This is a genomic window from Collinsella sp. AF23-2 (assembly GCF_003459245.1).
Taxonomy (GTDB): Bacteria; Actinomycetota; Coriobacteriia; order Coriobacteriales; family Coriobacteriaceae; genus Collinsella.
Genome location: NZ_QRVG01000001.1, coordinates 165,285 through 190,439, shown reverse-complemented (window position 1 = coordinate 190,439; position 25,155 = coordinate 165,285). Strand labels below are relative to the sequence as shown.

The window sequence follows — 25,155 nt, the reverse complement described above, 5'->3', positions numbered from 1 at the left end:
ATCACCCATAGATAAGTATTCCGATGTATCCATGCGCCGCATCACCTCGTTAAGTATTTCACGCGTTAAAATAACTTATCTTATACAGGATAATACTAAACGGACTGAATTGAAAAAAGGCCCGAGCAATCGGGCCTTAGAGCAATTGGTCAGCCAAGCTATGAACCGCTTCCCCTAGCGCTGAACGTAGGCGCGAACGAGCTCGTAGGTATTGCGCGCGCCGTCGATGTGGCTGCGCTCGTAGTTGTGGCTCGCGTACACGCCGGGACCGATCAGGCCGTGGCGAATGTCGTAACCAGCCGAAAGCGTAGCCTCGACGTCGGAGCCGTAGTGCGGATACACATCGATCGCGTAGTCGAGCTCAAGCTCGCGCGCGATGTTGGACAGCGTCGTCACCAGGTCGTAGTTGTACGGACCGCCCGAATCCTTGGCGCAGATCGAAACCATGCGCTCGGTGCAGCCCAGATCGTCGCCCACGCAGCCCATGTCCACGCTGATCATCTCGCGCGTGTCGGCCGGCACAAAGGCGCCGCCGTGACCGACCTCCTCGTACACGGTAAAGAGCAGTGACACCTTGCGCGAGAGCGTCACCTCGCCGTCAGCAACGGCGCGAGCCAGACCCAGCAGAATCGACGCGGACAGCTTGTCGTCAAGGAAGCGGCTCTTGATGTAGCCGCTCTCCGTCACCGTGGTGCGCGGATCCATAGCGATGATGTCTCCAGCCTGAATGCCCAGCTCGAGCACGTCGTCCTTGCTGTCGACGTTCTCGTCGAGCAGGATTTCCATGTTCTTCTCGATGGTCTTGACCGGCTCATCGGCCACATGCGCCGAAGGCTCGGTATTGAGAACCACACCCGTGTAGACATTGCCATCGCGCGTGTAAACGGTGCAGTTCTCGCCATCGGCCGTAGACCACTGATGCCCGCCAAGCGTCGTGGGACGCAGGCGACCATTGTCCTTGATGGAGCGCACCATGGCGCCCAGGGTATCGACATGGCTCGCCAATACGAGCGGCTCGCCCTCGCCGCCAAGCTCAACCAACACGTTGCCCTTATTGGAGCGCTCGGGGCCAAAGCCCATATCGCGCAACGTTTCCATTAGATAGTCAGTAGCCGCACGGGTATAGCCCGTAGGTGAAGCAATAGAAGTCAGCGTCTTCAACTGGTCAGTAATATAGGAGAGCGTCTCCTCTAGAGAAGCATCAACATTAGAAGCCATATGCATCCTTCCAAGTAAAACTAAGACCGAGCCCCGATTTTAACCTTTCTGCACGTGCAATACTCTAGAAACCGAGCCGACTCCAGACGTCCCCGCACCGGTTTTGTGCACGCGCTCGGTTTACAGTCCCAATCTTGCATAAATCCTATCGGTATCTGCATAAATATGAGGCATCTATTTGCTTCGTCTCAGGGTACCCCACCTTGGACCGTGCAAAATACGGAGTATTCAGCACCGTGGACCCCGTCAGCCCCATCGCAAACGGCAAAGCGACGCGGTTACAGCAGTGTTGCAGGTCGTCGCAAACCAAAAACGCGGTGGCAGCCCCCTCCGCTCATCGATAGCCCGCCCACAAGGGCTGTCGATGGGCGTCTGCGGGCCACTGCGGCCCATTCACAACGTTATGCATTTTTCAGAGCTTGCTGAATACTCCCAAAAATGCACGCTGAGAAGTGCACCACCTATCCGCAGCGGGCAGCATGCCTTGGTTTTGCCCATCTTGGGGCATCGGCGCGGCACAAAAAGCCCCGCCGCGCGTAGCACGGCGGGGCCAGCAGCAAGTCAAAAGACCATACGCCTACGGGCGAAGGACCACCAAACTGGGCTAGGCAGCCGGGCAGATCTTCTTGAAGAGCTCGATGACGTCGTCGAGCGTCGCCTCGCGCGGGTTGCCCGGGAAGCAGGCGTCAGCCATGGCGTCCTTGGCCAGGACCTCGATCTCGTCGGCCTTCATGGCCTCGCAGACATGCGGAATGTTCACGTCGGCGGAGAGTTGCTTGACGGCGGCGATGGCGGCGTCGGCAGCCTCGTCGGTGCTCATGCCCGTGGTGTCAACACCCATGGCAACGGCAACCTTGGCCAGGCGCTCAGCGCAAACCGGCTTGTTGAACTCCATGGCGATCGGCAGCAGCATGGCGCAAGCGACGCCGTGCGGAGTGTCGTAGTGGGCAGACAGGGTGTGAGCCATGGCATGGTCGATGCCCAGGCCGACGTTGGAGAAGCCCATGCCGGCGACATACTGGCCAAGAGCCATACCCTCGCGGCCGGAGCCGGGCTGACCAGACTTGGCCTCGGCAACGGAGTCGCGCAGATTCTCGCTGATCAGCTTAATGGCCTCAAAGTGGAACATGTCGGAGAGCTCCCAAGCACCCTTGGTGGTGTAGCCCTCGATGGCGTGGGTCAGAGCATCCATGCCGGTAGAAGCGGTCAGGCCGGCGGGCATGGAGGCCATCATGTCGGGGTCGACGACGGCGACCTCAGGGGCGTCGTTGGTGTCGACGCACACGAACTTGCGGACCTTCTCGGGGTCGGTGATGACGTAGTTGATGGTCACCTCGGCGGCGGTACCGGCGGTCGTCGGCACAGCGATGGTGAACACGGCGTGGTTCTTGGTGGGAGCAACGCCCTCGAGGCTGCGGACATCGGCAAACTCGGGGTTGTTGATGATGATGCCAATGGCCTTTGCGGTGTCCATGGAGGAGCCACCACCGATGGTCACGATAGCGTCAGCCTCGGCGGCCTTGAAGGCCTCGACGCCGTCCTTGACGTTCTGGATAGTGGGGTTGGGCTTGATCTCGGAGTAGAGGCTCCAAGCGATGCCGGCGGCGTCGAGCTCGTCGGTCACCTTAGCGGTAACGCCAAACTTGACCAGATCGGGGTCGGAGCAGACGAAGATCTTCTTGTAGCCGCGACGCTGGAGCTCGCCGGGAATCTCCTTGATGGCGCCGGAACCATGATAAGAAATGGTGTTGAGAACGAAACGATTAGCCATTGATAGCCTCCCATCGTGTGCGGGGCACCCATTACGCCCCACGCTATGAGTCCCATCCTAACGCTTTTGAAACCAAAAACACGTGAGAACGTCAAAATTGTTAAAGCGTTTCAACATAATAACGGAGCCCCAGTCCTTCCCTCCCGACAGCAGCGAAGGCTAGATTATAGGAGCAATCGCCCAAAGGATACGACCAACTCAGCCTATAAATTGTTTCTGTTTTAGCAATATATGTTTGACAATACGTTTATAAAAGGATACTTTATAGTAATTAATATGCATGCAGCAAATAGTGTCATTCATTTTGTTAGAAATTGCCCATGCGGTTATTGCAGCTGCATGTACTGCAACGTACAGCGTAATTCTCCGCACGAAGCAGAAGACGGTTCCAATTCGATCGAGGCGATGACGCGTGATGGCTACTGGTCCTAAATCGAGCAAGACGGCTACAAACGAATATCGAATCTCAATTGAAGGTAACCCTTATCCGCATGCTCTGGCTCTCGTCAACCCAGCGGGAGACAACCTCAACATCAAAAGACATGGGTTCACGGGTCCACTAGGACAGCTATTGAGTCTTAAATACACCGTTTATGACGATGCAAATGAAAAGCTCTTTACTGTCGTCGACGGTGGTTTTAGTAACATGCCCAGGGTTGCGCTCATCATCGAACACAAGGAAGTTGCGGTGTTCGATTATGGCCTAAACAGACTTGAGATGAAGTGCGTAACGAACATACCGAATTACACAATAAAAGGTAACTTCCTATTTGGAGATTACGATATATTCAGTCAACGGGAAGTGAAGCTATCTTCAGTTAACGTCCTTCAATGTGATAAACAATCGTGCTTTAACATACAGGTTTTGGATAAAGCCGAATTAGCCGCCGCAATTGGAATACCCACAGCCATTGCCCTTCTGAGGGCTCGGATTGAAGAGCATCTCGAATAAATTGCAAAAAGCAGTTCGTAACAACATTCAGGAGCTAGATAGTTTTTTTTCTGGCTCCTGAATGTTGTTACGAACATGCACCTTAGCGCTTAAGACTCGTGGTCTGCCAGTCAGCTACGATGCGGGCCCATTTCCTGTGCAAGTCGCGTTCGCGATCGATAAACATGATGGCAAACGCGATAAACAGCAGCATGCTCGCCACCGCAATGGCGTGCAGCCCCATGCGCTCGATGCACCAGTTGCCCTGCACGGCGCCAAACACAAAGGTGAAGATCACGCCAAAGTACAGTGCGCCGTTTTCCAAAAAGCCGCGCTTGTGGGTGATGATATAGTCGTCCACGTTTTGCAGGGCGTTGCGCAAGTTGCCGATGCACATGGTCGTAGCGATGCCGTGACCGTGGATCTTGCGGAAGCTCTCGACCTGCATACCGCAAGCAAACGAGGTAAGGCAGTTGGCGAGCAGGTTGAAATCGCCACCGGGGATAAAGCTCACGCCCAGCAAGATGACGGCTTCAAAGAACACCGTCACCTGGCGCCAGTGAATCACACTGCCAAACCGCTCGTGAACCAGGTCGGCAAGCATAATGCCCACGGCAAACGACACCACGGGAAAGAAATAGCGTCCCGCCAGAGCCCAGTTGCCCTCCGAGATGCTCACGCCCACCAGCAGGATGTTGCCCGTCTGCGCGTTGGCGAAAACATGGTCGCGCCCAATGTACGAATACACATCCATAAAGCCACCGGCGAGCGCTAAGATGATGCCCAGCTCAATAGACTCCGATATCTGTTTGGCACGCTGCATCGTCGTGCATCCTCCTTGTTGACGACCCTCTCGTGCGTTGGCGGAGACATAGCCGCCGTTCATACTGTAACCCATTGACAACATGGCGTGTGCGCGAGACGGGTTCTCCAACGCGCAGATACACAGTCTGGAAACAAACGGCGGGCGCGGCACCGACACCCGAGACCTCGTGTACTCCACCAGTCTTTTTAGCCCCGTCCCAAAAAGACTGGTTACAATTACGTGCAGCATACAAACACCGGGAGGGATCGTGGCAAAAAAGCCCCAGGACGCTCAGCACAACCAGCACGGCAAGCATGCCCAGCGCGGCCAGCAGCAAAAGCGTGGCGGCAAGGCCCAGGGTGGCCACGCCACTCATGCCCAGGCAGCGCCCGCCCGCCCCTGGCGCCCGGGCCGCGATAAGTTCCTCCCCGTCAGCCGCGCCGACATGGATGCGCGCGGTTGGGACCAGTGTGACTTTGTCTACATCTGCGGCGACGCCTACGTGGACCATCCCAGCTTTGGCATGGCCATCGTCAGCCGCGTGCTCGACGCGCACGGCTACAAAGTGGGCATTATCTGTCAGCCCGACTGGACCGACCCCGCCAGCATCACCGTGCTCGGCGAGCCGCGCCTGGGCTTTCTCGTCAGTGCCGGCAACATGGACTCCATGGTCAACCATTACTCGGTGACCAAGCATCGTCGCCACACCGATGCCTACACCCCTGGCGGTAAAGAGGGGCACCGCCCCAACCGCGCCGTCACGGTCTACGGCAACCTCATCCGCCAAACGTTCAAGGACGCGCCCATCATCATCGGCGGCATCGAGGCGAGCCTGCGTCGTCTGGCCCACTACGACTACTGGCAGGATAAGCTCAAGCGCTCGGTGCTGCTCGACTCGGGCGCCGACATCCTCATCTACGGCATGGGCGAGCACGCGATCGTCGAGATCGCCGACGCGCTCGACGCGGGCCTGCCCGTCGACCAAATCACCTATATCAACGGCACCGTCTACCGTACCAACTCGCTCGACGAGGTCTACGACTACGACCTGCTGCCCAGCTGGGACGACCTTGCTGCCGACAAGCTCAACTACGCCCGCAGCTTTAACGTGCAGCAGCAGAACATGGATCCCATCACCGGGCATCGCCTGGTAGAACCCTACCCCAACAGCGTCTATGTGGTGCAGAACCCGCCGAGCGCCACCCTCACCACCGAGGAGATGGACGAGGTGGCCGAACTCCCCTACGCACGCGATTGGCATCCCGATTACGACGCAGCGGGCGGCGTCCCGGCTTTTGCCGAGATCAAGTTTTCCATTAGCTCCAACCGCGGCTGTTTTGGCGAGTGCTCGTTTTGCGCCCTCACCTTCCACCAGGGCCGCGTGCTGCAGATGCGCAGCCACGACTCGATCATGCGCGAGGCCGAGCTGCTCACGCGCGACCCCGAGTTTAAGGGCTACATCAACGACGTGGGCGGACCGACGGCCAACTTTAGCCGTCCCGCCTGCGACAAACAGCTCAAGCACGGCGTGTGCAAGAACAAGCGCTGTCTGTGGCCGAGCGTATGCAAGAACATGGTGGTCGATGAGAGCGGCTACACGCAGCTGCTGCGCGACCTGCGCCAGCTGCCAGGCGTCAAGAAGGTCTTCGTGCGCAGCGGCATCCGTTTTGACTACACCATGGCCGATACCTCGGACGAGTTTTTGCGCGAGCTTTTGGAACACCATGTCTCGGGCCAGCTGCGCGTAGCACCCGAGCATGTGAGCGACGCCGTGCTCTCCGTAATGGGCAAGCCGAGCCGCGCCGTCTACGACGCGTTCTGTCGCAAATTTGAGCGCTTGAACCGTGAATACGGACTCAAGCAGTACGTGGTTCCGTACCTGATCTCGAGCCACCCCGGCTCGACGATGAAGGAAGCGGTGGAGCTTGCCGAGGCTGTGCGCGACATGGGCTACATGCCCGAGCAGGTACAGGACTTCTACCCCACACCGTCCACGATGAGCACCTGCATGTACTACACCGGCGTTGACCCGCGCACCATGCAGTCGATCTATGTGGCGCGCGACCCGCACGAGAAGGCTATGCAGCGCGCGCTCATCCAATATCGCAAGCCCGAGAACTACAAGCTCGTGCGCGAGGCACTGGAAAAGGCTGGCCGTCGCGATCTGATCGGCTACACCAAGCATTGCCTGATTCGCCCCGTGCCGCCACGCCCGGGCGAGACCTCTGCCGGCGGCGGGCATGGCACCGGCAAGAAGGGCGGCAAGGTACACGGCGGCGCCGGCGCTGGCAAGGGGCCTAAGGGCAGCAAGGGCCACGGCGGCATGTCGCGCGCGCAGAACACCGCAGGCCGCAACCGCGCAGCTCAGGGGCGTCAGGGTGCCAACGGAGGCGGTCGCCGCAACTAGCGAAGTGGTGCACTCGCTGCGTCCATCCCACACGCTTGGCGCAGCGAGCGCATTGCCTCCACCAGGATCACGCCGGCGATTGCGACCGTGATTATCACGTCGAACGGCGTGTTCACAAACCAGAGCAACGTCATGAGATACGACCCGGCGTTAAAGGCAAAATGTAGCAGGATCGTGTAGCGGAGCTTTCCGGTCGTCACGAGCACCCAGCCAAAAATGAGGCCGGCAGCGCCCGCATAGCAGCCCTGCACCCAGTTCATGTGCATAAAACCGAAGATCGCCGCCTGCAGCACGACCGCCGTGGCGATACCCCACGTGCTCGGGGCCGCCCAAGGCACCATGGCGCCGTCCTGCGCACCCGCACGACGCCGGCACTTCCAGAGCGGACGGCACTGCGGGTTAAATGCTCGGAGCGAAAACTCAAAAATGATGCCACGCACCAGCAACTCCTCGCAAAACGGAGCGCCGAGCACCGTGGTCAGGACGGCCAGGTAGCTCGTGTCGCCCATGCCTGTTTCCTCGACAAGTTCACTGTAATCGGTCGCGACCTCGGGCAACAGCGACAGCACGGCGTCGGTCACGTAGCCAACGACCACCTGCAGGGCAAGGCCGATCACGATAACGCAGACGATGCGCCTCCATGCTTTGCCTGCTCCCCCGCCAAGCGGGCGCTCGCCCTGCCAGCGCGCCATAAACGAGCGCGGCCACAGATAACGCCACCACAGCAGCGCCATCAAAAACGATACCGTCTGCGCGACGGCCTGAAGCAATTGAATGTCGAGGTCATCGATTGAAAAACCCATGAACACCGATGCGACGCCAAGGGCGGAGAACAAAACGACGCTCAGGGCTATATCGGCAGCGACGACGCCAAAACAGGCAAGCGCCCAAATCATCGCATTGAGCATGCCAACCTCCTCTCGACGGGTAGTCATATAAGAACGTCCCCAACGACTAGTCATTGGGGACGTTCTTCAACGACTAGTTGTTGGGGACAGTCTTTGCCGAAGGCCCCGTTGGGCGAGATGTCGAACGGAAAGGTGCCGCAACGATTGAACGCGGCGATAAACATGCGGATGGCGTTGGACGGCGTGGTGCCCACGAGCTGGGTTGCCGCCGCGAAGGCTGCCTTCTCCTCGGGCAAGACCTTCGCGACAACCGGGGTCATGTGTTCTGCCATGGCGCTTCCTTTTTGAAACGACGGTGGTGCGGATAGATGCGGGCCACGCGGCTGGGCGACGGGCTGTGAAGGCAACCCGATTGGCCCGCATCCGGAGTTTGTTTCTGCGGCGTTGGTATTACTTGGTATTCCTAAGTATTACCCCGCAGATAGAATACCACACCCGACCCCATGGGGACGGAGGAAAACGGATCATTTTGTTGCTGAGTTAGTATTTAGAGCGTGATGATGTCCGAGATATCGAGGGCCTGAGCGTCGGAGGCGTCGTGTGTGGCGAACAGGAGTGTGCGGTCATCGAGGAGGTCGAGCACGACCTCGGCCGTCGTATCGCGCGCGGCGACATCCAGGCCGGTAAAGGGCTCGTCCAGAATCACCGCACCGCCCGGGCACAGCTGGGCTCGGGCAATCTCGACGCGACGGCGCTGCCCATCCCCCATATCAGCCCTTTGCGCGAAACGGCAATGCCCCGTCCGCGCAAGTGCACGAACGGGGCATTGTTCAAGTTATGTGGTCAGTGACTCTTTTGCGCCGGCGACCTTCTGTCATTACTTAAGCTCGGGCCAGAAGTCCTTGTTGGCCTCGATCATGTCGTCGAGAACTTCCTTGGCGACCTTCATCGACGGCACGGTCTTGTTGAGCGTAAAGGCCTTGAGCGCTTTCTCGTACGAACCCTCGATCGTGGCCTCGACCACGAGCTTCTCGGAGTTCAGCTGCTGCATCATGAGGCCCTGCTGGAACAGCGGGATGTTGTCGCGGCTGATGACCTCTGGGCCGTTCTTGCCAATGTAGGCAGGCAGCTCGACCATGGCGTCGTAGGGCATGTTGGGGATAGCGCCCTTGTTCTCGCAAATGACCAGGAAGCGCTGCTTGGTGTCGTTCTTCAGAGCGATAGCCAGGTCGGCAATCCAGTCGCCGTGGCTGCCCGCATAGAACGTGCTCTCGTCGATCTCACCCGTCTTCTCGTAGTGGTCGATGCCGTCGAAGAGGTTCTTCTCGCGCGTCTCCTCGACCTCGTTAGCACGGGTGCGCTCGGGGTTGGAATGCTCGACGAACTCCTTCTGCTGCAGGTAGTAGTTCAGATACGTGTTGGGCAGGTACTCCGGGAAGCACTCCATGATCTCGTACTCGCCCTTCCAGACGTAGTACCAGCTGCCCTTGGTGTGGCGGTTCTGCTCGGGGTGCTCGTCGGTGGCCTCCTCGGGCTTCTTGGACATCAGCGAGCCCATGCCCTTGAGGTACGAATCGGGCAGCAGAATCTCGTGCTCCTTGATGTACTCGCGCAGCTGCGGGAGCACCTCCTCGCCCTTGTGGCGGATCGAGGTGAACCAACCAAAGTGGTTGAGGCCAAAGTAATCGTACTCGACATCCTTCTTGTCGATATCGAGCGCGGCGCAAACCACGTCGATGATCGCGATCGGCATGTCGCAGATGTTGATGATGCGAGCGTTGGGACGCAGCACGCGGCAGCCCTCGGACACGATGGCAGCGGGGTTGGAGTAGTTGAGAATCCAGTAGTCCTTCTTGGCGTACTTCTCGACGTCATCGATCAGCTCGACCATGGGGAAGATGGTGCGCATGCCGTAGGCAAGGCCGCCGCAGCCGCAAGTCTCCTGGCCCACGCAGCCGTGACGCAGCGGAATCTTCTCGTCCTGCTCGCGCATGGCATAGCCGCCCACGCGCATCTGGGCAAACACGAAGCTCGCGTCCGTAAAGGCAGTCTCCTTGTCGGTGGTCACCGTGAGCTTGATGTCCAGGCCGAGGTCCTCGTGCAAAATCCAGTCCACGAGCACGCCGATCTTGCGCTGGCGCTCCTCGTTGATGTCGTACAGACGAATCTCGTCAACGTCGAGCTCGTCCTTGCGCAGAGCGATGGACTTGACGATGCCGGGGGTAAAGGTGGATCCGCCACCACACAGAGTAATGATCATTGTTTACTGCTCCTTCTCAATTGCGTTTTCGACCTTGTCGCGCATCTCGGCGACCTTCATGCCAAAGATGATCTGGATATTGTTGCCGTTGCGGTTGATGCCGCTGTTGGGCACGTGGTTGATGAGGTCCTCATTGATGAGGTCCGGGTTCTTAACGTTCACGCGAAGACGCGTAAAGCAGTTCTCGAGCTCCTCGATGTTGTCCTTGCCGCCAAGACCTGCGACCAGGTCGGCGATGCCTGCATCGACGCCCTCTGCGGGGGCCGCGGCAACAGCGCCCTGCTTCACCGCGACAGACGCGGCGGCCTCGCCCTCGGCAACGGACTCAGCAAGCTCGGACTCTTCCTCGCGACCAGGCGTGTGGAGGTTGAGCTTCTTAATAAGGAAGGTGAAGAGGAAGAAGTACAGAGCGGCGTTGACGACTCCAAGCACCAGCATAACCGGCCAGTTGGTCTTGTCGACACCGAGGACCAGGTTGGAAACCACGATGTTGATGATGCCGCCTGCAGTCGAAGCGGGCACGGAGAGGACCTTGAGCAGAACCAGGAAGATACCGGAAAGAATCGAGTGAACGACAAAGAGCACGGGAGCGGCAAAGACAAAGAGGAAGTCCATGGGCTCGGTGACACAGGAGAGCACGGCGGTGATGATCAGCGGGATGATAACGGCCTTGGTCTTATCCTTGTTCCCCTTGTAAGCGGTGAAGATAAAGGCGAGACCGATACCGATGTAGGGCCACAGGTTGTTGAAGGTGTAGCTGTTGAAATAGGTGCTATCGGAGAAGGGCTGGCCCGTCATTGCCATCTCGGCGACACGGATGGGATAGGCGCCGGCGATAACCTGATCGCCCAGCGTAAGGGTGCCGCCCACATCGGAGAACTGGAACGGGGTGTAGATGAGGTGGTGCAGACCGGTGGGAACGAGCAGCTTGTTGAGCATGCCGTAGATAAACAGACCGATGTTGCCCGACTCCTTAATGATGCCGGCAACGGAGGAGATGGTACCCTGAACCGGAGGCCAAACGATGCAGAAGCCAGCGCCCATGATCCAGGAAATGATGATCATGATCAGGAACGGGAAGCGAACGCCCGAGAACATCGAAAGAGCAATGGGGAACTGCTTGTTCGAGTACTTGTTGAACACGGCACCGGTGATGCAACCAAGAATGATGCCGCCAAACACGCCGGTATCGAGCACCTGAATGCCCATAACGGTGCTCTGGCCGGTTCCGGTAAGGCCGAGCATGCCGCTCGCTTCGGCAAGAGAGCCGGTGGCGTTGAGCACGATGTTGTTAGCCTGCAGGAACAGGAAGAACGACATCAGGGCGATCAGCGAAGCATGGCCCTTGTTCTTCTTTGCCATGGCGCCGGCGATGCCCACGCAGAACAGAATCGAGAGGTTGTTGATGATAAACATCAGCGACTGATAGACAACGGCGCCCACAAGCTGGAACGGACCGGAGCCCAGCACAGGGATCACGGCGCAGATGGTCTTGTTGGTCAGAATAATGCCCACGATGAGCAGAATGCCGGCAACCGAGAGATACATCATCGGCTGAACGATTGACTTCGCGAACACCTCCAACGGCGCTTTGAAATTGAACTTCTTTTTTGCGGTCATAGCGGTACTCCCCTTCCTTTTCCGCAAATTGAGACAGATGTGCCCTGGACAAGGCCATAAGCCCTGCCTTATATCAATCGATGTGTGGGCACGTTATGCCTAGAGACCAGGTTCTCCAAGCAGGTTAACAATGTGATACGCGAGATAGCTCTTCTCGGCATCGGTAACGACAACGTTATAGGTAGACGCTAAGTGGTCGGCAATTGACTCCGCGCACGAGAATGCGCACGGATACGCCGTTTCATCGATTCGGAACAGCGCGTCGCCATTGATTTGCCCGGCCGCAGGATCGAGCGCCCGCTGTGCGAAAAACTGCAGGTGACGAACGAAGCGTTCATAAGGCAGCGAGGTGTCATCGAGGGTCGTGGCATAGCGCTCGGAAACAATCGCGAGCACGTCGCGAACAAGCTGGACCGAGATGATAAGACGGTCGGAGCGTTGCGGCATGGTGGCGTTGACGATATGCAGCGTGATAAAACCCTGCTCTTCTTCGCTCATCTGGAAGCCCATATACTCCTTGATAATCTGCAGCGCACGGCCCGCAAGCGCATACTCCTTGCGATAGAACTGCTGGATCTCGAGCAGCAACGGATTCTCACAGGAGACGCCCTTGCGCTCACGCTCCAAAGCAAGGCTGATATGGTCTGCAAGAGCAATGAGAATCTTGTCGTTGACATCAACATTGAGCTCTCGACGGAGCATCTGAACAATGTCCTCGGCAATCACGAGGTTGACGGTGGGAATGGACTCCAAAAGATGTGCCAAGCGGTCAATCGTACGCGAATCCTGAGAAGTGCCCTCCTGCAGTGCATAGGTCTTTTCGACCGATGCTTCATCGACAGCGTCGCCGGCATGACGGCCAAAGCAGAGGCCTCGACCGATGACAATGAGCTCGGAGCCATCGTCCGAAGTGACCATTGCGACGTTATTGTTGAAAACTCGCTTGATAACCACGGTACCCACCACAAGAATTTACTCGGAAAGCCAGACGACAGGCTCTTTAACAGCAACAGGGCCGGAAGCGTGCTCACGAAGAGTCGAGTTCTCCGAACGCTCGCACACGATAACGAAGACCGTGGGATCGAAGCCGGCGGCGCGGACCGCGTCGAAATCGACCTCGACGAGGGGCTGGCCCGCGTCGACATGGTCACCCTGAGCAACAAGCGCATGGAAGCCCTTGCCCTCAAGTTTAACAGTGTCGATTCCGATATGCAGCATCACCTGAGCAGAGCTGTCGTCGGACATGATGCCCAGCGCGTGCTCAGTCGGAAACAACGCCGCGACGGTGCCGGAAACAGGAGCGCACACCGTTCCCTCTTGGGGAACCACGGCAACGCCATCGCCCACGGCGCGGCTGCTAAAAGCGGGGTCATTGGTTTTTTCCAGATGAACAAGCTCGCCGGAAACGGGAGCGAGGATTTCGAACTCGGAAGATGCAGTCTTCTGCTCATCCGAACCGCCCATCAGGCGAGAAAAGAAACCCATGGTGGCATGTCCCTTCATAAATATAGCCCAACCAAAATCAAGCGAATGCATCCATAGAGACACACCCGTTCAAAGACTTTGGTTAGGCCCACGTCCGAGGGACTCGGTAACCTTCCGCATTTCTTTTTACGGGACCTATTGTAGATAAGCCCAAAGCCAGAACAATCATTATGACCGGTGAACGGTATTTATTCTCCGATAAACGGTTTTTAGGCGATATTTGGATGTCTCTATAGTTTTGTAACCCTCGTGGCTATTCCCGGTGAGGCACCCGACCCCGTATCGCGGCGCATGTCGCCCCCAATCTGGGTATCCGGTGCATGGTGCCCTATTGTCTTGCATAATTTCGCTTGCGTCATGCATAAAAAGACGGGGGCACCCCTTCCCGTCCCAACGTACCCCCGCTTGGACCGTGCAAAAACCGGAGTATTCAGCATCGCGGTCCCCGTCGGCGACGCCGCGAATCGGGGAAGCCGCGCAATCGGCGTCATTTTGGGGCCCGGCGCGACGCGAAACGTGTGATATCGCCGCGCCGGACCCCGTCCGCCAACCCAAATAGTCTGTCGAAGGATCTCGCTGGCCCAAAAAGACGCTTCCGGTGCGTATGCAGCCGCCCCGGCCTGCTGAATACTCCCAAAAATGCACGGTGCACCCGAGGGGACCCGTGCATGCCGTGAAAAAACACGCTCACATCCAAAAGAATGCGAGCGTGAAAGCCAAATGGCAGCAGGGGTGCCAGACGGCGAGCGGAATCCCTGGCGTATCCGCCCGGGCACCGCAGCCGCCGCGTGTCAGTGGGGAGTTTCACGTTCTCCGTCGATGCCAGAACCCCGCATACGCGAATCTCCAACTAAGCCGATAGCCCACATCTCTTGCCGCGACCGTCTCCGTGCATTTTCGTTAGGGAGCCGGCCCACCTCAAACTGCGCCCACTAAAAAGGACCCCGAGCATAGTCTGCTCGGGGTCCAAATTCATCTCGCCTTACCGCGCGACACGTGTGTTACTTGCGCTTGCCGCCGCCGTCGCCGGGACGACGGGAGCTGCCGCCGCGCTTGCCGCCACGATTGTTACCATAGCTGCTACGGTTATCGCGACCGCCGGCACGACCGCCGCGGGAGCCGGCCTGGTTGCCGCCGCGCCCGCCGCGATAGCCGCCACGGCGCTCCTCGCGGGTGTCGTCGTAGTTGCGCCAGTCATCGCGACGATCGCGGCTGGCACGCGGATCGCGACGATCACGCGACTCATTCGAACGACCGGCGAGGCTGCGACCACCGTTGCCACGAGCGCCCTCGCGACGCTCGCCACCGCGGCCGCCCTCGCGGCCTCCGCGCTCGTCAAAGCGCTTGCCGCCGCGGGACTCGCCGCCGCGGGTACCACGCTCGTCACGCGAGCCACGGCCTTCGCCGCCACGGCGCTCATCGCGCCCGCCGCGCTCGCCATCGCGACCGGAGCGACGACGGTCACCCGAACCGCGCTTGCCACCGCGCGAACCGCGGCCCTCGTCCTCGCGCTCGACACGACGACGGCCACCGCGATCCCCATCCTCGCGACGGCGGCGATGCGCCTCGCCCTGGAACTGCTTGGCACGACGCTCGGCACGGTTACCGCGCGGGGCCTGCTCGACGGCAGCGGCACCGCCGCGCTCCTCGGCAGCTACCTCGCGGGCCACGCTCTCAACAGCCTCGTCTACGCGAGCCTGAACGCCCTCGCGCACGCGGGTCTTGCCGCCGCGCTTGGGACGGCTCGGACGCTCGCCGTCGCCGCGGCGCTCGTCGCGACCGCGGTTGGAACGACCGGCAACATCGCCGTAATCGTCGCCGTTGCGCTTGCCGTCGCGACGCGCCTGCTCAAGCTTCTTCTTGCTCTTGGACTTGCCGCGCTTGGTCTTCTTCTTCGCCTTAAAGGCCGCAGGGTCGCGCTCGGGATCAACCGCGGGCGGGTTGGGACCCACGTGCAGGTCGCCGGCCTCGTAGATGTCGGCGGTCTTGTCCATGAGCTTCTCGATCTCGTAGAACTCGTCCACGTCCTGCTCGGTCACAAACGTGATGGCCCAGCCCAGCTCGCCGGCGCGGCCCGTACGGCCAATGCGGTGGATATAGTCAGTCGGCTCGGCCGGCACGTCAAAATTCACAACGTAGCGCACGTCGCTAATGTCGATGCCGCGGGCGAGCACGTCGGTTGCCACCAGCACGTCGACGGTGCCGTCGCGGAAGGCCGAAAGGGCACGCTCGCGCTGGGCCTGGCTGCGGTTGCCGTGAATCGCGGCGGCCTTGATGCCCTTACGCTCCAGACGACGGCAGCAGCTGTCGGCGCGGTGCTTGGTGCGCATAAAGACGATAGTGCGCTCCGGACCCTCCTTCTTGAGGAACTCGGGCAGCAGGTTGTTCTTGGCCTCGATGGACACCGGGAACACAAGCTGGTCAACGGTGTCGGCGGTCGACGTGGCGGGCGCGATCTCCACGCGAGCCGGGTCGCTCACCAGGTCGGTGATCTCGCCCACGGCCTCCTCGTCGAGCGTCGCCGAGAACAGCAGCGTCTGGCGCTCGGCCGGCGTCTCGCGCACAATGCGGCGGACGGCGGGCAAAAAGCCCATGTCGAGCATGCGGTCGGCCTCGTCGAGTACCAGCACTTTGACCTCGTCCAGGTGGCAAGCACCCTGCTCGATCAGATCGACCAGACGGCCCGGCGTGGCGACCAGAATGTCGCAGCCGTACTTGAGCGCCGCGGTCTGCGGCTTGTAGCTCACGCCGCCCACGACGGTCACGGCAACGTGGCCCGTGACGTCGGCGATCTTGCTCGCGACCTCGTCGATCTGCTGGGCGAGCTCGCGCGTGGGGGTGATGACGAGCATCACGGGGCCACGGCCGTTGCCCTCGGGCTTTTTAGCACCGCGACGGCGGTTGCGGCCGCCGCGCTCGCGCACGGGTTTGGGAGGAGCGATGTGCTCCAGATTGTTCATGGTCGGCAGCAAAAAAGCGGCCGTCTTGCCGGTGCCAGTCTGAGCGGCAGCAAGCAGGTCGCGGCCCTCGAGCACCACGGGGATTGAGCCGGCCTGCACGGGCGTCGGCGCCGTGTAGCCCAGGTTCTCGATGGCACGAAGCATCTCGTCGGAAAGGCCCAGCTCGTCAAAGGCGGGCAGGCTCTCGGTAGCGGACTCGACGGCCTGGGCGGCGCTGGCCTCGTCGGCAGCATCGAAGGCAGCCTGGGTCATGGCCTCGCGGGTCTCGTCCAGAATCTCGGCGTCCGTGACGTCGGATACAGAATTACGCATATGTTGTTGTTCCTTATCTGCACGCGCAATGAGCACGGCATGCGGCCGCGCGGGCGTGCTTGGTAGTGCGCTAATACATACAAAAACAGGTGCGCACAGAGAGGACGTTGCTCAGCACGCTGGCGATCGCTTTGGCAGCCCTATCACGCGCCGTCCAGACGCAGCAGCTCTAAGCGATGGAGCAGATTCGCCGCGGGTTAGTATACCCGTGCTTCGCATGCCCCCACGTAAACCACAGATGACGGGGCGGTCGGGGCCGATTGTCTCAATCTGTAACAGTTACGAGACAAAACCGGGTCTACACATTACAGATTGAGACGAACTCAAACATCGCAAAACATAATCTCGATCTGAAACAGTTAGAGGTCATTTTCCCCGCTAGATGTTACAGATCGAGATGTTTGACATGAGCTGCCAACGATTGAGCAGCCACCCGCATCTGTAGCGAAATGTCATACATTCTCACCTCCACTGGACACCCCCTGGGGGTATGGGTGTATAGTATCGGCAGGTTAACAATTCCAACACCGAACCACGGAAAGGAGAAGCCATGGCTCAAGATAAGTTCGACGTGGGCGGCATGACATGCGCCGCCTGCCAGGCGCACGTGGACCGCGCCGTAAGCAAACTCGACGGCGTCCAAAGCGTCGCGGTCAACCTACTCGCTGGTTCCATGATGGTCGACTATGACCCCGCGCAGGTCACCTCCGACGATATCTGCACCGCCGTCGACCGTGCGGGCTACTCGGCCTCACCCGTCGATGCGGGCACCGGTGCCGCCGGCTCAAGCGGCAACACGCAGGTCAGGTCCGGCGCCGCCCACATGGAGTCGCCCACCAAAAAATTGGAGGCCGCCGCCTCTGCCATGCGCGCCCGCCTCATCGTCTCGATCGCCTTCCTCATCCCGCTGTTCTACATAGGCATGGGGCACATGCTCGGTTGGCCACTGCCCGGCATCTGCACGGACCACATCCACAGCATGACGCTCGCCCTCACCGAGCTTGTCCTGCTCATCCCCATCGTCTACGTCAACGACGCATACTTTATCAACGGCTTCAAATCACTCGTGCACGGCGCGCCCACCATGGACGCTCTCATCGCCGTCGGCGGCACCGCCTCCATCGCTTGGTCGCTCTATGCCATGTTTATCATGGCCGACCAGCTGGCCACAGGTCAGGTGCACGAGGCCATGATGACGGGCATGGACAACCTGTATTTTGAGAGTGCGGGCACGATCCTGTCGCTCGTCACCGTGGGCAAATACCTCGAGACGCGCAGCAAGTCCAAAACCGGCGGCGCCATCGAGGCGCTGATCGACCTGGCGCCCAAGACCGCGACCGTCGTTGCCGACGACGGTACCGAAACCACCGTCGACGTCGACAGCATCCTTCCCGGCCAGGTCCTGCGCGTGCGCCCCGGAGAGTCCATCCCCGTCGATGGCGTGGTGCTCGAAGGCAGCTCGGCCGTGGACGAGAGTGCGCTCACCGGCGAGTCCATCCCCGTGGAAAAGACCGCCGGCGACACCGTCAACGCCGCCACCGTCAACCGCACCGGTTCGTTTACCTTCCGCGCCACGCGGGTGGGTGCCGAGACATCGCTCGCCAAGATCATCCAGCTCGTCGAGGACGCCAACGCCACCAAGGCGCCCATCGCCCGCATGGCCGACAAGGTCGCCGGCGTGTTCGTGCCCGTGGTGTTCGTGATCTCGGCCGTGACCTTTGCGGTGTGGATGGCACTGACCGGCAGCATAAACGAGGCGCTCACCTCCGCCGTGGCCGTGCTGGTGATCAGCTGTCCGTGCGCACTGGGTCTGGCCACGCCCGTCGCCATTATGGTGGGCACCGGCAAGGGCGCCGAAATGGGCATTCTGTTTAAGAGCGCCGAGGCGCTAGAGAACCTGCGCAGCGTGGGCACCGTCGTGCTCGACAAGACGGGCACCGTCACCCGCGGCAAGCCGGCCGTGACCGATATCGTGGTTGCCGCACGCGCCGACGGCTCGCCCGCCATGAGCGAAAAGGCGCTGCTCAAGCTGGCCGCCGCGCTGGAGCGCTCGAGCGAGCACCCGCTGGCCGAGGCGATTATGGCCGAGTGCGAGTCGCGCGGAATCGTCGCGCGCATGGTCGAGGACTTTGCCGCCGTGCCCGGGCGAGGCGTTACGGCACGCGAGGGGCAGAATGTCATCGCAGCCGGCAACGTGCGCCTGATGAACGAGCTGGGCGCGGAGGTGCCCGCCGGTCTTGCCGAGAAGTTCGCTGCCGAGGGCAAGACGCCGCTGTTCTTTGCCAAGAACGGCGAGCTTGCCGGCACCATTGCCGTGGCTGACGAGGTCAAAGAAACGAGCGCCGAGGCCATCGCCGCGCTCCGCAAGCTCGGCGTCGACGTGCGCATGCTCACCGGCGACAACCGCGTGACGGCCGAGGCCATCGCCCGCCGCGTGGGACTCACCAGCGAACAGGTTATCGCCGACGTCCTCCCCGCCGACAAGGAACGCCACGTGCGCGAACTGCAGGATGCGGGCGGCAAGGTCGCCATGGTGGGCGACGGCATCAATGACTCCCCCGCCCTGGCGCGCGCCGACGTGGGCCTTGCCATTGGCACCGGCGCCGACATCGCCAAGGAGGGCGCCGACGTGGTGCTCATGCGCAGCGACCTCATGGACGTCGCCCGCGCCATCGAGCTGTCGCGCGCCACGATCCGCAACATCAAGCAGGACCTGTTCTGGGCACTGTTCTACAACGGTATCGGCATTCCGCTCGCCGCGGGCGTGTTCTTCCCGCTCACCGGATGGCAGCTCTCGCCGATGTTTGGAGCTGCGGCCATGAGCCTGTCGAGCGTGTGCGTCGTAAGCAATGCGCTGCGCCTGCGAACCTTTAAGCCCAAAGTGGCAAAATAGGATCACTATGACGTCCATTTAGAACGGGTTTTCCAGGTGCCCGAGATTGACCTGAAAGAGGAGCAACGCGTACTTTGGTACGCGAGCGACGGCTTGAAGGTCAAGGTCGGGTGCCTGGGAAAGCCGACACAACAGAGAGGAATACCCATGCGTTACACAATCAAGACTTCCGGCCTCATGTGCGGCCACTGCGACGCCACCGTCGAGACGGCGTTGCTCAACGTTGCCGGCGTGACCGACGCCGACGCCGACCACGAGACCCAGACCGTCCAGGTTGAGTGCGCCGACACCGTGACCGCCGAGCAGCTCGCTGCCGCCGTCGAGGGCGCCGGCGAGAAGTTCCACGCCCTGTCCGTAACCGCCGCGTAACGACTCACGCGCACCCCGACCAGAAACGAGGACCCGCCATGATGGCAGACCACAAATCGGTGACCCGCATGCTCAAGACGGCACGCGGCCAGATCGACGGAATCTTGCGGATGGTCGATGAGGACCGTTACTGCGTCGATATTTCCACGCAGCTCATGGCCACACAGGCGCTCATTGCGCGCATCAACGCCGACGTGCTCAAGGCGCATATCGAGGGCTGTGTGACTTCGGCAATCGAATCGGGCGACGAAGACCTCAAAGCCGCCAAGCTCGCCGAGATCGAACGCGTCGTCGACAAGCTCTCCAAATAATTGGGGACATTGAGGGCAGACTTCTTTGCGCCATCTTGGTGTATCGGGGATAGGTATGTTTGCACCACCTTGGTGTAGATTAACCTGTCCCCCTTGCTCTAAATCGGGTATAAAGGCGTGCGGTATATCGAACGAAAGGCAATTCGCATGAATGACTTTATGAAGGGCCGCAACGGCGCCGACGAGCTCACCATCGTGATGGGCTTTACCGGCATCGTCATCGCAATGATCGGATCGCTCGCTCGCATCCAGTGGCTCAGCTGGATCGCCATCGCCGTCATCGTGATCGGCGTGCTGCGCGGCCTGTCCAAGAACATCGACGCGCGTCGCAAGGAGAACGCGGCCTTTGTCGCCGCGACCGCGAACGTCCCTGGCTTGGGCAAATTCGTCGCCAGCTTGGGCGGCGGCGCTGCGGCGGCCAACGCTTCGCGCACAGCCGGAACGAGCAAGGAAGACTTTGAGCGCGCCAAGCGCACGGCCAAGAAGATGTGGAAGGGCCGCAAAACCACGGCATACCTCAAGTGCCCCAACTGCGGCCAGATGCTCTCTGTTCCCAAGGGCAAAGGCAAGATCCGCGTCACCTGCCCCAAGTGCCACGCCAAGATGGAAACCCGCTCCTAGCGCCCGCACGCGGGACAAATTAATCAGGTTTGTTTGTCCCAAATCTTAAGTATTTGTTCGATAAAAAAGCCGAGGCCTCGTGTTGAGACCTCGGCTTTTTGCATGCGGTAATGGAGTTGTCCCTTTGTCACATCTACGCCACGCCGTCGCGGGCAAGCTCCTCAGCCAGCGCTGCGGCAGGCATGGCCATAATCGCGTCGAGCTCGGCATCCACCTCGGGGATGCGCTTCACCTTCAGCTTGCGCACCAGATTGCCGCGGCACATTACGTGTACCGGCTCACGCAGGGCACACAGATCATCGAGCGGATTCTTGCGCGTCACCAGGATATCGGCGGCCTTGCCGCACTCGATCGTACCGGTCTCGCCGCCCAGCCCCAGGAGCTCGGCATTGACCTGCGTGGCCGTATGCAGCGCAAAGGCGTTGCTCACGCCCACGTACTTGGCAAAATAGGCCACCTCGCGCCACATGTCGTACTGCGTCACGAACGGGCAGCTTGAGTCCGTGCCCAAGCCCACCTTAACGCCTGCATCCAGGGCGGCGCGAGCGCTCTCGATAATGCCCGAGCACACGATGTCGCCGTTGTTCTTTTGCGTATCGGTCGAATGGGTCTTTTCCGGGTCGAGCAATACAAACGCTAGCGCCGGGCTGATCGTGCAGGTAACGCTGGGCGCACGTCCCTCGAGCTGCGTGCCCGCGGCGCCACGGTACAGCTCCAGGATCTCGGGCGTCATCGGGGCACCGTGCTCGATCGTATCGACGCCGGCCTCAAGCGCGGCCTTCACGCCCTCGGTACTCTCGACATGGGCCATAACCGGCAGGCCCACCTCGTGCGCCGCCTTGCACGCCGCCGCGGCAACCTCCACCGGCATACGCAGCACGCCCGGCTCGCCCACCTCGGTCGCATCGAAAACGCCGCCCGTCACGAACAGCTTGATGACATCGGCACCGCGCGCATACAGGTCTCGCACCTGCTCGGCTGCCTCGACGGGGCTGTTGGCCACCTGGGCGAACAAGCCCGCACCATGGCCGCCCGGCACCGTGACGCCCGTTCCCGGCGCTACCAGACGCGGACCCTGATACTTACCGGCGTCGATAGCGTCGCGCACGGCAATGTCGGCAAACAGCGGGTCGCCCGCGCCGCGCACCGTGGTCACGCCGCTTGCCAGCTGCTGCTGGGCACTGCCCTTGAGGATGCGGCGGACGATGGCACGCCCCACGGGATTATCGAGCTTCTTCATCAGCGCTCCCGCATCGCCGGCCGAGACAGGCTTGCCCGAGCCGCACAGGTGCGCGTGCATATTGATGAGACCGGGCATGAGATACGCACCGCCCAGGTCGATAACCTCGGCACCCGCGGGCGCCTGCGCCACAGCACTCGGCCCCATCCAGGTGATGACGCCGCGCTCAACAGTCACGGCCATATCGGGTTGCGGCTCCATATGCTCCGAACCATCCAGAATGGTCGCATTGATAAACAATGTGGGACGATCGGCAGATGCCATATCGAGCTCCTCCCTCACGATTAACTTGAACATTTGTCCATTATCACCCAATGCAGCGACCTAAAGTCGAGCATATCGGTTAACGGAGGGACGAGAGAGATGTGAGGGCAAACGGAGACAGCGTGGCGATACTTCGGCCGTGCTGACGAAACACCTCAATCTGTAACAGTTAGGCCGCCCCCCAGGCCGTTAAACGTTACACATCGAGACTTATCAGCAGCTCCTACTCCCACTCCTGCTCGTAGATGTTGAGGGACTTTACGTACCGTCCCTGGGCGCCCATGATGTCGCGGACCAGACGCAAGAAGAAGCTGATGCACGAGGTGTCAAAGCCGTCCTGCAGATCCTCGGGATGCACCGCACCCGGTCCGTCGACCGCCGTGTCGTTCAGGCGCGCGATGTCATACAGGTAGAGCTGTCCCGCCGTAAGCCAGACATCGTCGACGCAGGCGAGGCGCACCGCAATCGCGCCGTCGTTCCAATGCTCCTTCTGCACGATATGCGGGTCGTAGACATCAAAGCGATGATCGGTGCGCGTGTCCTTCAGCACGACCATGCCGGACGCAGGATTCTTGTCCAAAATGCCAAAGCGCGAGAAATACTGCGTGTCGCGTACCCGCTCGAGCCGCTTGAGCGAGGCAGGCGAAAGCGATGCCGGCGGCTCGTCAACATATAGCTCGAGCAGCGTTTTGCCATGGCGATAGGGGCGCTCGAAGAGCAGCCAATCGGTAAACGCCATGTTGTAGGCCATGATTTCGTTTTGAGAAGGTTCCTCGCAATAGCTGAGCCACGGGTCGACGATAATCTCGAACTGTTCGCGTGCCGGCTCCAGAAATTGAAACTTCCGCAGCATCCAAAAGTGAGCCATGTCGGCAATATCGTTGCCGACGGCTTCAGCCAGCTCTGCTCGGTCAAAAGCGTGGTCAGTCATGGCATCCTCCTCAAACTGATGGACCTCAATTTGAGCTTACGAGGAGGGTGGGCAGCCACGACCAGCGCGGGCAAAATAGGCCTCCGACTGCAAACCAGATGCTGACCAAACACTTGACGAAAAGCTTGACCGAAAATGTGCACCGCAACAAAACCGCAGGTAGACATAGACAGCCAACCAACCCTTTTGAGCCAGATGCCCGCAGCCACCACAGAAACAACAGGTGACCACAGCCCAAGAAGTCGACAAATGAACACCCGCACGTCGACAAACGCGCAAACTGCTCGCAAATCCGCAAGGAGTGTCCCCGAATGCCGGCACAAAAGGAACGTCCCTAACTGTCGGCACTTAGGGACGTTCCTTTTGTGCCGGCAGTTAGGGACAGCCCTTGCCGATTCGATTGATGAATATCTCCGTGACTACTTTACAGTTCCAGTGCCTCGGCGACTTCGGCTGCGCAGGCCAGGGCATCGGCCATGGCACTCACCACGAGCGAGCTGCCGTTGCGGGCATCACCCGCCACATACACCGGCGCGGCATCAGCGGCGACGCCCTCCGTGCGAGCCGCGAGATGCGAGCCCTCGGCAGCCATCACCGGCAGCGGACGACCAGCGGTGGCAACAGGCACGCTCACCGCATCGAACACACCGTACTCCGGACCCGTAAAGCCGCAGGCGATGAGCACCAGCTGCGCTGGCACCTCGTGCTCGGAGCCCGCGATGCGCTCGGGCTTTCCCGCCGACCAGTCCAGATCGACCACGCGCAGACCCGCAGCCGCACCCTTCTTGTCCAGCAGCACCTCGAGTGTATCCACGGCCCAGGCACGCATCTCGCCACCCATCGCAGCGATAGCCTCCTGCTGGCCGTAATCGGTCTTCTTAACGTTGGGCCACTGCGGCCAGGGGTTGCCTGCCGCGCGCTTATCGGGCGCAGCCGGCAAGAACTCAAACTGGCGCACGCTGCGCGCGCCCTGACGCACCGCGGTACCCACGCAGTCGTTGCCGGTATCGCCACCGCCAATGACCACGACGTCCAGGCCGCGTGCGTCAATAGCAGGCTCACCGCCATCGAGCACCGAGACGGTCGAAGCCGTCAGGTAGTCCACCGCGTACACCACGCCCGGAGCATCCACGTTCGCAGCCGAAAGACCGCGGGGCGCACGAGCGCCGGCAGCCACCACGACGGCGTCAAAGCCATTGAGCTCGGCCGTCACCGCAGGGTTCGTAACGTCGGCACCAAGCTCAAACACAATGCCCAGCTCACGCATGAGCGCTACACGGCGCTCGACCACAGACTTCTCGAGCTTCATGTTGGGAATGCCGTACATGAGCAGGCCGCCCGAGCGGTCGTCACGCTCAAACACCGTCACGCGGGCACCGCGACGTGCAAGCTCCCATGCAGCCACCAGACCAGCAGGACCGGAGCCCACCACGGCAACCGTGGGTGCGCCCTCCCCCGCCGGCTCAAAGCGACGTGGGCCGCCGTTGGCCCACTCACAGTCGCTGATCGCACGCTCGTTATCGTGAATCGTCGTGGGTTGGCCGTCGACCGAGCCCAGGTTGCACGCGGCCTCGCACAGTGCCGGGCACACGCGGCTCGTGAACTCAGGCATGGGCGAGGTGAGCGACAGGCGCTCGGCAGCCTCATCCCAGCGGCCGCGGTACACCAGCTCGTTCCACTCGGGAATCAAGTTGTGCAGCGGGCAGCCGCTCGGACGTGCCTTGCCAAAGCTCGCGCCCATCTGGCAAAACGCCACGCCGCACATCATGCAGCGGCTCGCCTGGGCGCGACGTGCGTCGTCGTCGAGCTCCACGTACAGCGGATCGAAATCACGGCTGCGCTCCTCCACGGGGCGAAGCTCGTGGGTCACGCGATCGATATCAAGAAAAGCACCGGGCTTACCCATGGC

The 25,155-nt window shown here is 60.7% G+C and carries 20 protein-coding genes; 6 read left to right on the top strand and 14 right to left on the bottom strand.

Features of this window, described 5'->3' with window-relative positions; genetic code table 11:
• Positions 1–174 precede the first annotated feature (174 nt).
• Positions 175–1,218, bottom strand: coding sequence for a M42 family metallopeptidase (locus DWY03_RS00850; protein WP_117639792.1), 1,044 nt, complete (start codon positions 1,216–1,218; stop codon positions 175–177).
• Between the two features lie 604 nt (positions 1,219–1,822).
• Positions 1,823–2,989 carry a lactaldehyde reductase gene (gene fucO / locus DWY03_RS00845; protein ID WP_022094861.1) on the bottom strand — a complete coding sequence of 389 codons (1,167 nt, stop codon included), beginning with the start codon at positions 2,987–2,989 and terminating at the stop codon, positions 1,823–1,825.
• 415 nt (positions 2,990–3,404) lie between these two features.
• On the opposite strand from fucO, the gene DWY03_RS00840 reads away from it, so the two are divergent.
• The gene (locus tag DWY03_RS00840; RefSeq protein ID WP_117639794.1) at positions 3,405–3,941 is read left to right on the top strand and encodes a hypothetical protein; all 537 of its coding nucleotides are present in this window, start codon (positions 3,405–3,407) and stop codon (positions 3,939–3,941) included.
• A gap of 82 nt (positions 3,942–4,023) precedes the next feature.
• Here DWY03_RS00840 and DWY03_RS00835 read toward each other — a convergent pair whose 3' ends face one another.
• Entirely contained in the window at positions 4,024–4,743 is a 720-nt protein-coding gene (locus DWY03_RS00835; RefSeq protein WP_117839703.1) for a YoaK family protein, read from the bottom strand.
• Positions 4,744–4,993: 250 nt separating this feature from the next.
• Here DWY03_RS00835 and DWY03_RS00830 point away from each other — a divergent pair, with 250 nt between their 5' ends.
• Positions 4,994–7,132 (top strand): YgiQ family radical SAM protein, encoded by a 2,139-nt coding sequence (locus DWY03_RS00830; RefSeq protein ID WP_231500727.1) that lies wholly within the window; start codon positions 4,994–4,996, stop codon positions 7,130–7,132.
• Here the strand turns inward: DWY03_RS00830 and DWY03_RS00825 are convergent.
• The 8 genes from DWY03_RS00825 to DWY03_RS00790 all read right to left on the bottom strand — a co-directional run bounded on the left by DWY03_RS00825 (position 7,129) and on the right by DWY03_RS00790 (position 16,617).
• Positions 7,129–8,040 (bottom strand): CPBP family intramembrane glutamic endopeptidase, encoded by a 912-nt coding sequence (locus tag DWY03_RS00825; protein WP_158558589.1) that lies wholly within the window; start codon positions 8,038–8,040, stop codon positions 7,129–7,131. The genes DWY03_RS00830 and DWY03_RS00825 overlap by 4 nt on opposite strands.
• A 50-nt stretch (positions 8,041–8,090) precedes the next feature.
• Positions 8,091–8,312 carry a hypothetical protein gene (locus DWY03_RS00820; RefSeq protein WP_117757910.1) on the bottom strand — a complete coding sequence of 74 codons (222 nt, stop codon included), beginning with the start codon at positions 8,310–8,312 and terminating at the stop codon, positions 8,091–8,093.
• 215 nt (positions 8,313–8,527) lie between these two features.
• Complete coding sequence (locus tag DWY03_RS00815; protein ID WP_117839700.1) at positions 8,528–8,749, bottom strand: hypothetical protein; 222 nt, start codon at positions 8,747–8,749, stop codon at positions 8,528–8,530.
• Positions 8,750–8,857: 108 nt separating this feature from the next.
• Entirely contained in the window at positions 8,858–10,240 is a 1,383-nt protein-coding gene (locus DWY03_RS00810; protein ID WP_117634836.1) for a 6-phospho-alpha-glucosidase, read from the bottom strand.
• Positions 10,241–10,243: 3 nt separating this feature from the next.
• Positions 10,244–11,860 (bottom strand): PTS transporter subunit EIIC, encoded by a 1,617-nt coding sequence (locus tag DWY03_RS00805; RefSeq protein WP_117839699.1) that lies wholly within the window; start codon positions 11,858–11,860, stop codon positions 10,244–10,246.
• Positions 11,861–11,959: 99 nt separating this feature from the next.
• Entirely contained in the window at positions 11,960–12,814 is an 855-nt protein-coding gene (locus tag DWY03_RS00800; protein WP_231500728.1) for a PRD domain-containing protein, read from the bottom strand.
• Between the two features lie 18 nt (positions 12,815–12,832).
• Complete coding sequence (locus DWY03_RS00795; protein WP_158558588.1) at positions 12,833–13,345, bottom strand: PTS glucose transporter subunit IIA; 513 nt, start codon at positions 13,343–13,345, stop codon at positions 12,833–12,835.
• A gap of 1,001 nt (positions 13,346–14,346) precedes the next feature.
• On the bottom strand, positions 14,347–16,617 hold the full coding sequence (locus tag DWY03_RS00790; RefSeq protein WP_187364953.1) for a DEAD/DEAH box helicase: 2,271 nt from the start codon (positions 16,615–16,617) through the stop codon (positions 14,347–14,349).
• Between the two features lie 550 nt (positions 16,618–17,167).
• On the opposite strand from DWY03_RS00790, the gene DWY03_RS00785 reads away from it, so the two are divergent.
• From DWY03_RS00785 to DWY03_RS00770, 4 genes are all read left to right on the top strand, one after another.
• Positions 17,168–19,510 (top strand): cation-translocating P-type ATPase, encoded by a 2,343-nt coding sequence (locus DWY03_RS00785; protein WP_117764949.1) that lies wholly within the window; start codon positions 17,168–17,170, stop codon positions 19,508–19,510.
• 147 nt (positions 19,511–19,657) lie between these two features.
• Positions 19,658–19,879, top strand: coding sequence for a heavy-metal-associated domain-containing protein (locus DWY03_RS00780; protein WP_006235338.1), 222 nt, complete (start codon positions 19,658–19,660; stop codon positions 19,877–19,879).
• A gap of 38 nt (positions 19,880–19,917) precedes the next feature.
• The gene (locus tag DWY03_RS00775; RefSeq protein WP_055285698.1) at positions 19,918–20,190 is read left to right on the top strand and encodes a metal-sensing transcriptional repressor; all 273 of its coding nucleotides are present in this window, start codon (positions 19,918–19,920) and stop codon (positions 20,188–20,190) included.
• Between the two features lie 147 nt (positions 20,191–20,337).
• Positions 20,338–20,811 carry a hypothetical protein gene (locus DWY03_RS00770; RefSeq protein WP_117839697.1) on the top strand — a complete coding sequence of 158 codons (474 nt, stop codon included), beginning with the start codon at positions 20,338–20,340 and terminating at the stop codon, positions 20,809–20,811.
• A 133-nt stretch (positions 20,812–20,944) separates the two neighbouring features.
• Here DWY03_RS00770 and DWY03_RS00765 read toward each other — a convergent pair whose 3' ends face one another.
• From DWY03_RS00765 to DWY03_RS00755, 3 genes are all read right to left on the bottom strand, one after another.
• The gene (locus tag DWY03_RS00765; RefSeq protein ID WP_231500729.1) at positions 20,945–22,315 is read right to left on the bottom strand and encodes an amidohydrolase family protein; all 1,371 of its coding nucleotides are present in this window, start codon (positions 22,313–22,315) and stop codon (positions 20,945–20,947) included.
• Between the two features lie 223 nt (positions 22,316–22,538).
• On the bottom strand, positions 22,539–23,246 hold the full coding sequence (locus DWY03_RS00760) for a hypothetical protein (RefSeq protein WP_117839695.1): 708 nt from the start codon (positions 23,244–23,246) through the stop codon (positions 22,539–22,541).
• Between the two features lie 424 nt (positions 23,247–23,670).
• Positions 23,671–25,152 carry a glutamate synthase subunit beta gene (locus DWY03_RS00755; protein ID WP_117839694.1) on the bottom strand — a complete coding sequence of 494 codons (1,482 nt, stop codon included), beginning with the start codon at positions 25,150–25,152 and terminating at the stop codon, positions 23,671–23,673.
• Positions 25,153–25,155: the final 3 nt, after the last annotated feature.

What these genes read in the sequence shown, in the direction of transcription:
- DWY03_RS00850 (WP_117639792.1), bottom strand. Translation starts at nt 1,218, where the DNA reads ATGGCTTCTAATGTTGATGCTTCTCTAGAGGAGACGCTCTCCTATATT.
- DWY03_RS00835 (WP_117839703.1), bottom strand. Translation starts at nt 4,743, where the DNA reads ATGCAGCGTGCCAAACAGATATCGGAGTCTATTGAGCTGGGCATCATC.
- DWY03_RS00765 (WP_231500729.1), bottom strand. Translation starts at nt 22,315, where the DNA reads ATGGCATCTGCCGATCGTCCCACATTGTTTATCAATGCGACCATTCTG.
- DWY03_RS00790 (WP_187364953.1), bottom strand. Translation starts at nt 16,617, where the DNA reads ATGCGTAATTCTGTATCCGACGTCACGGACGCCGAGATTCTGGACGAG.
- DWY03_RS00810 (WP_117634836.1), bottom strand. Translation starts at nt 10,240, where the DNA reads ATGATCATTACTCTGTGTGGTGGCGGATCCACCTTTACCCCCGGCATC.
- DWY03_RS00825 (WP_158558589.1), bottom strand. Translation starts at nt 8,040, where the DNA reads ATGCTCAATGCGATGATTTGGGCGCTTGCCTGTTTTGGCGTCGTCGCT.
- fucO (WP_022094861.1), bottom strand. Translation starts at nt 2,989, where the DNA reads ATGGCTAATCGTTTCGTTCTCAACACCATTTCTTATCATGGTTCCGGC.
- DWY03_RS00815 (WP_117839700.1), bottom strand. Translation starts at nt 8,749, where the DNA reads ATGGGGGATGGGCAGCGCCGTCGCGTCGAGATTGCCCGAGCCCAGCTG.
- DWY03_RS00760 (WP_117839695.1), bottom strand. Translation starts at nt 23,246, where the DNA reads ATGACTGACCACGCTTTTGACCGAGCAGAGCTGGCTGAAGCCGTCGGC.
- DWY03_RS00785 (WP_117764949.1), top strand. Translation starts at nt 17,168, where the DNA reads ATGGCTCAAGATAAGTTCGACGTGGGCGGCATGACATGCGCCGCCTGC.
- DWY03_RS00775 (WP_055285698.1), top strand. Translation starts at nt 19,918, where the DNA reads ATGATGGCAGACCACAAATCGGTGACCCGCATGCTCAAGACGGCACGC.
- DWY03_RS00840 (WP_117639794.1), top strand. Translation starts at nt 3,405, where the DNA reads ATGGCTACTGGTCCTAAATCGAGCAAGACGGCTACAAACGAATATCGA.
- DWY03_RS00755 (WP_117839694.1), bottom strand. Translation starts at nt 25,152, where the DNA reads ATGGGTAAGCCCGGTGCTTTTCTTGATATCGATCGCGTGACCCACGAG.
- DWY03_RS00770 (WP_117839697.1), top strand. Translation starts at nt 20,338, where the DNA reads ATGAATGACTTTATGAAGGGCCGCAACGGCGCCGACGAGCTCACCATC.
- DWY03_RS00820 (WP_117757910.1), bottom strand. Translation starts at nt 8,312, where the DNA reads ATGGCAGAACACATGACCCCGGTTGTCGCGAAGGTCTTGCCCGAGGAG.
- DWY03_RS00795 (WP_158558588.1), bottom strand. Translation starts at nt 13,345, where the DNA reads ATGGGTTTCTTTTCTCGCCTGATGGGCGGTTCGGATGAGCAGAAGACT.
- DWY03_RS00780 (WP_006235338.1), top strand. Translation starts at nt 19,658, where the DNA reads ATGCGTTACACAATCAAGACTTCCGGCCTCATGTGCGGCCACTGCGAC.
- DWY03_RS00805 (WP_117839699.1), bottom strand. Translation starts at nt 11,860, where the DNA reads ATGACCGCAAAAAAGAAGTTCAATTTCAAAGCGCCGTTGGAGGTGTTC.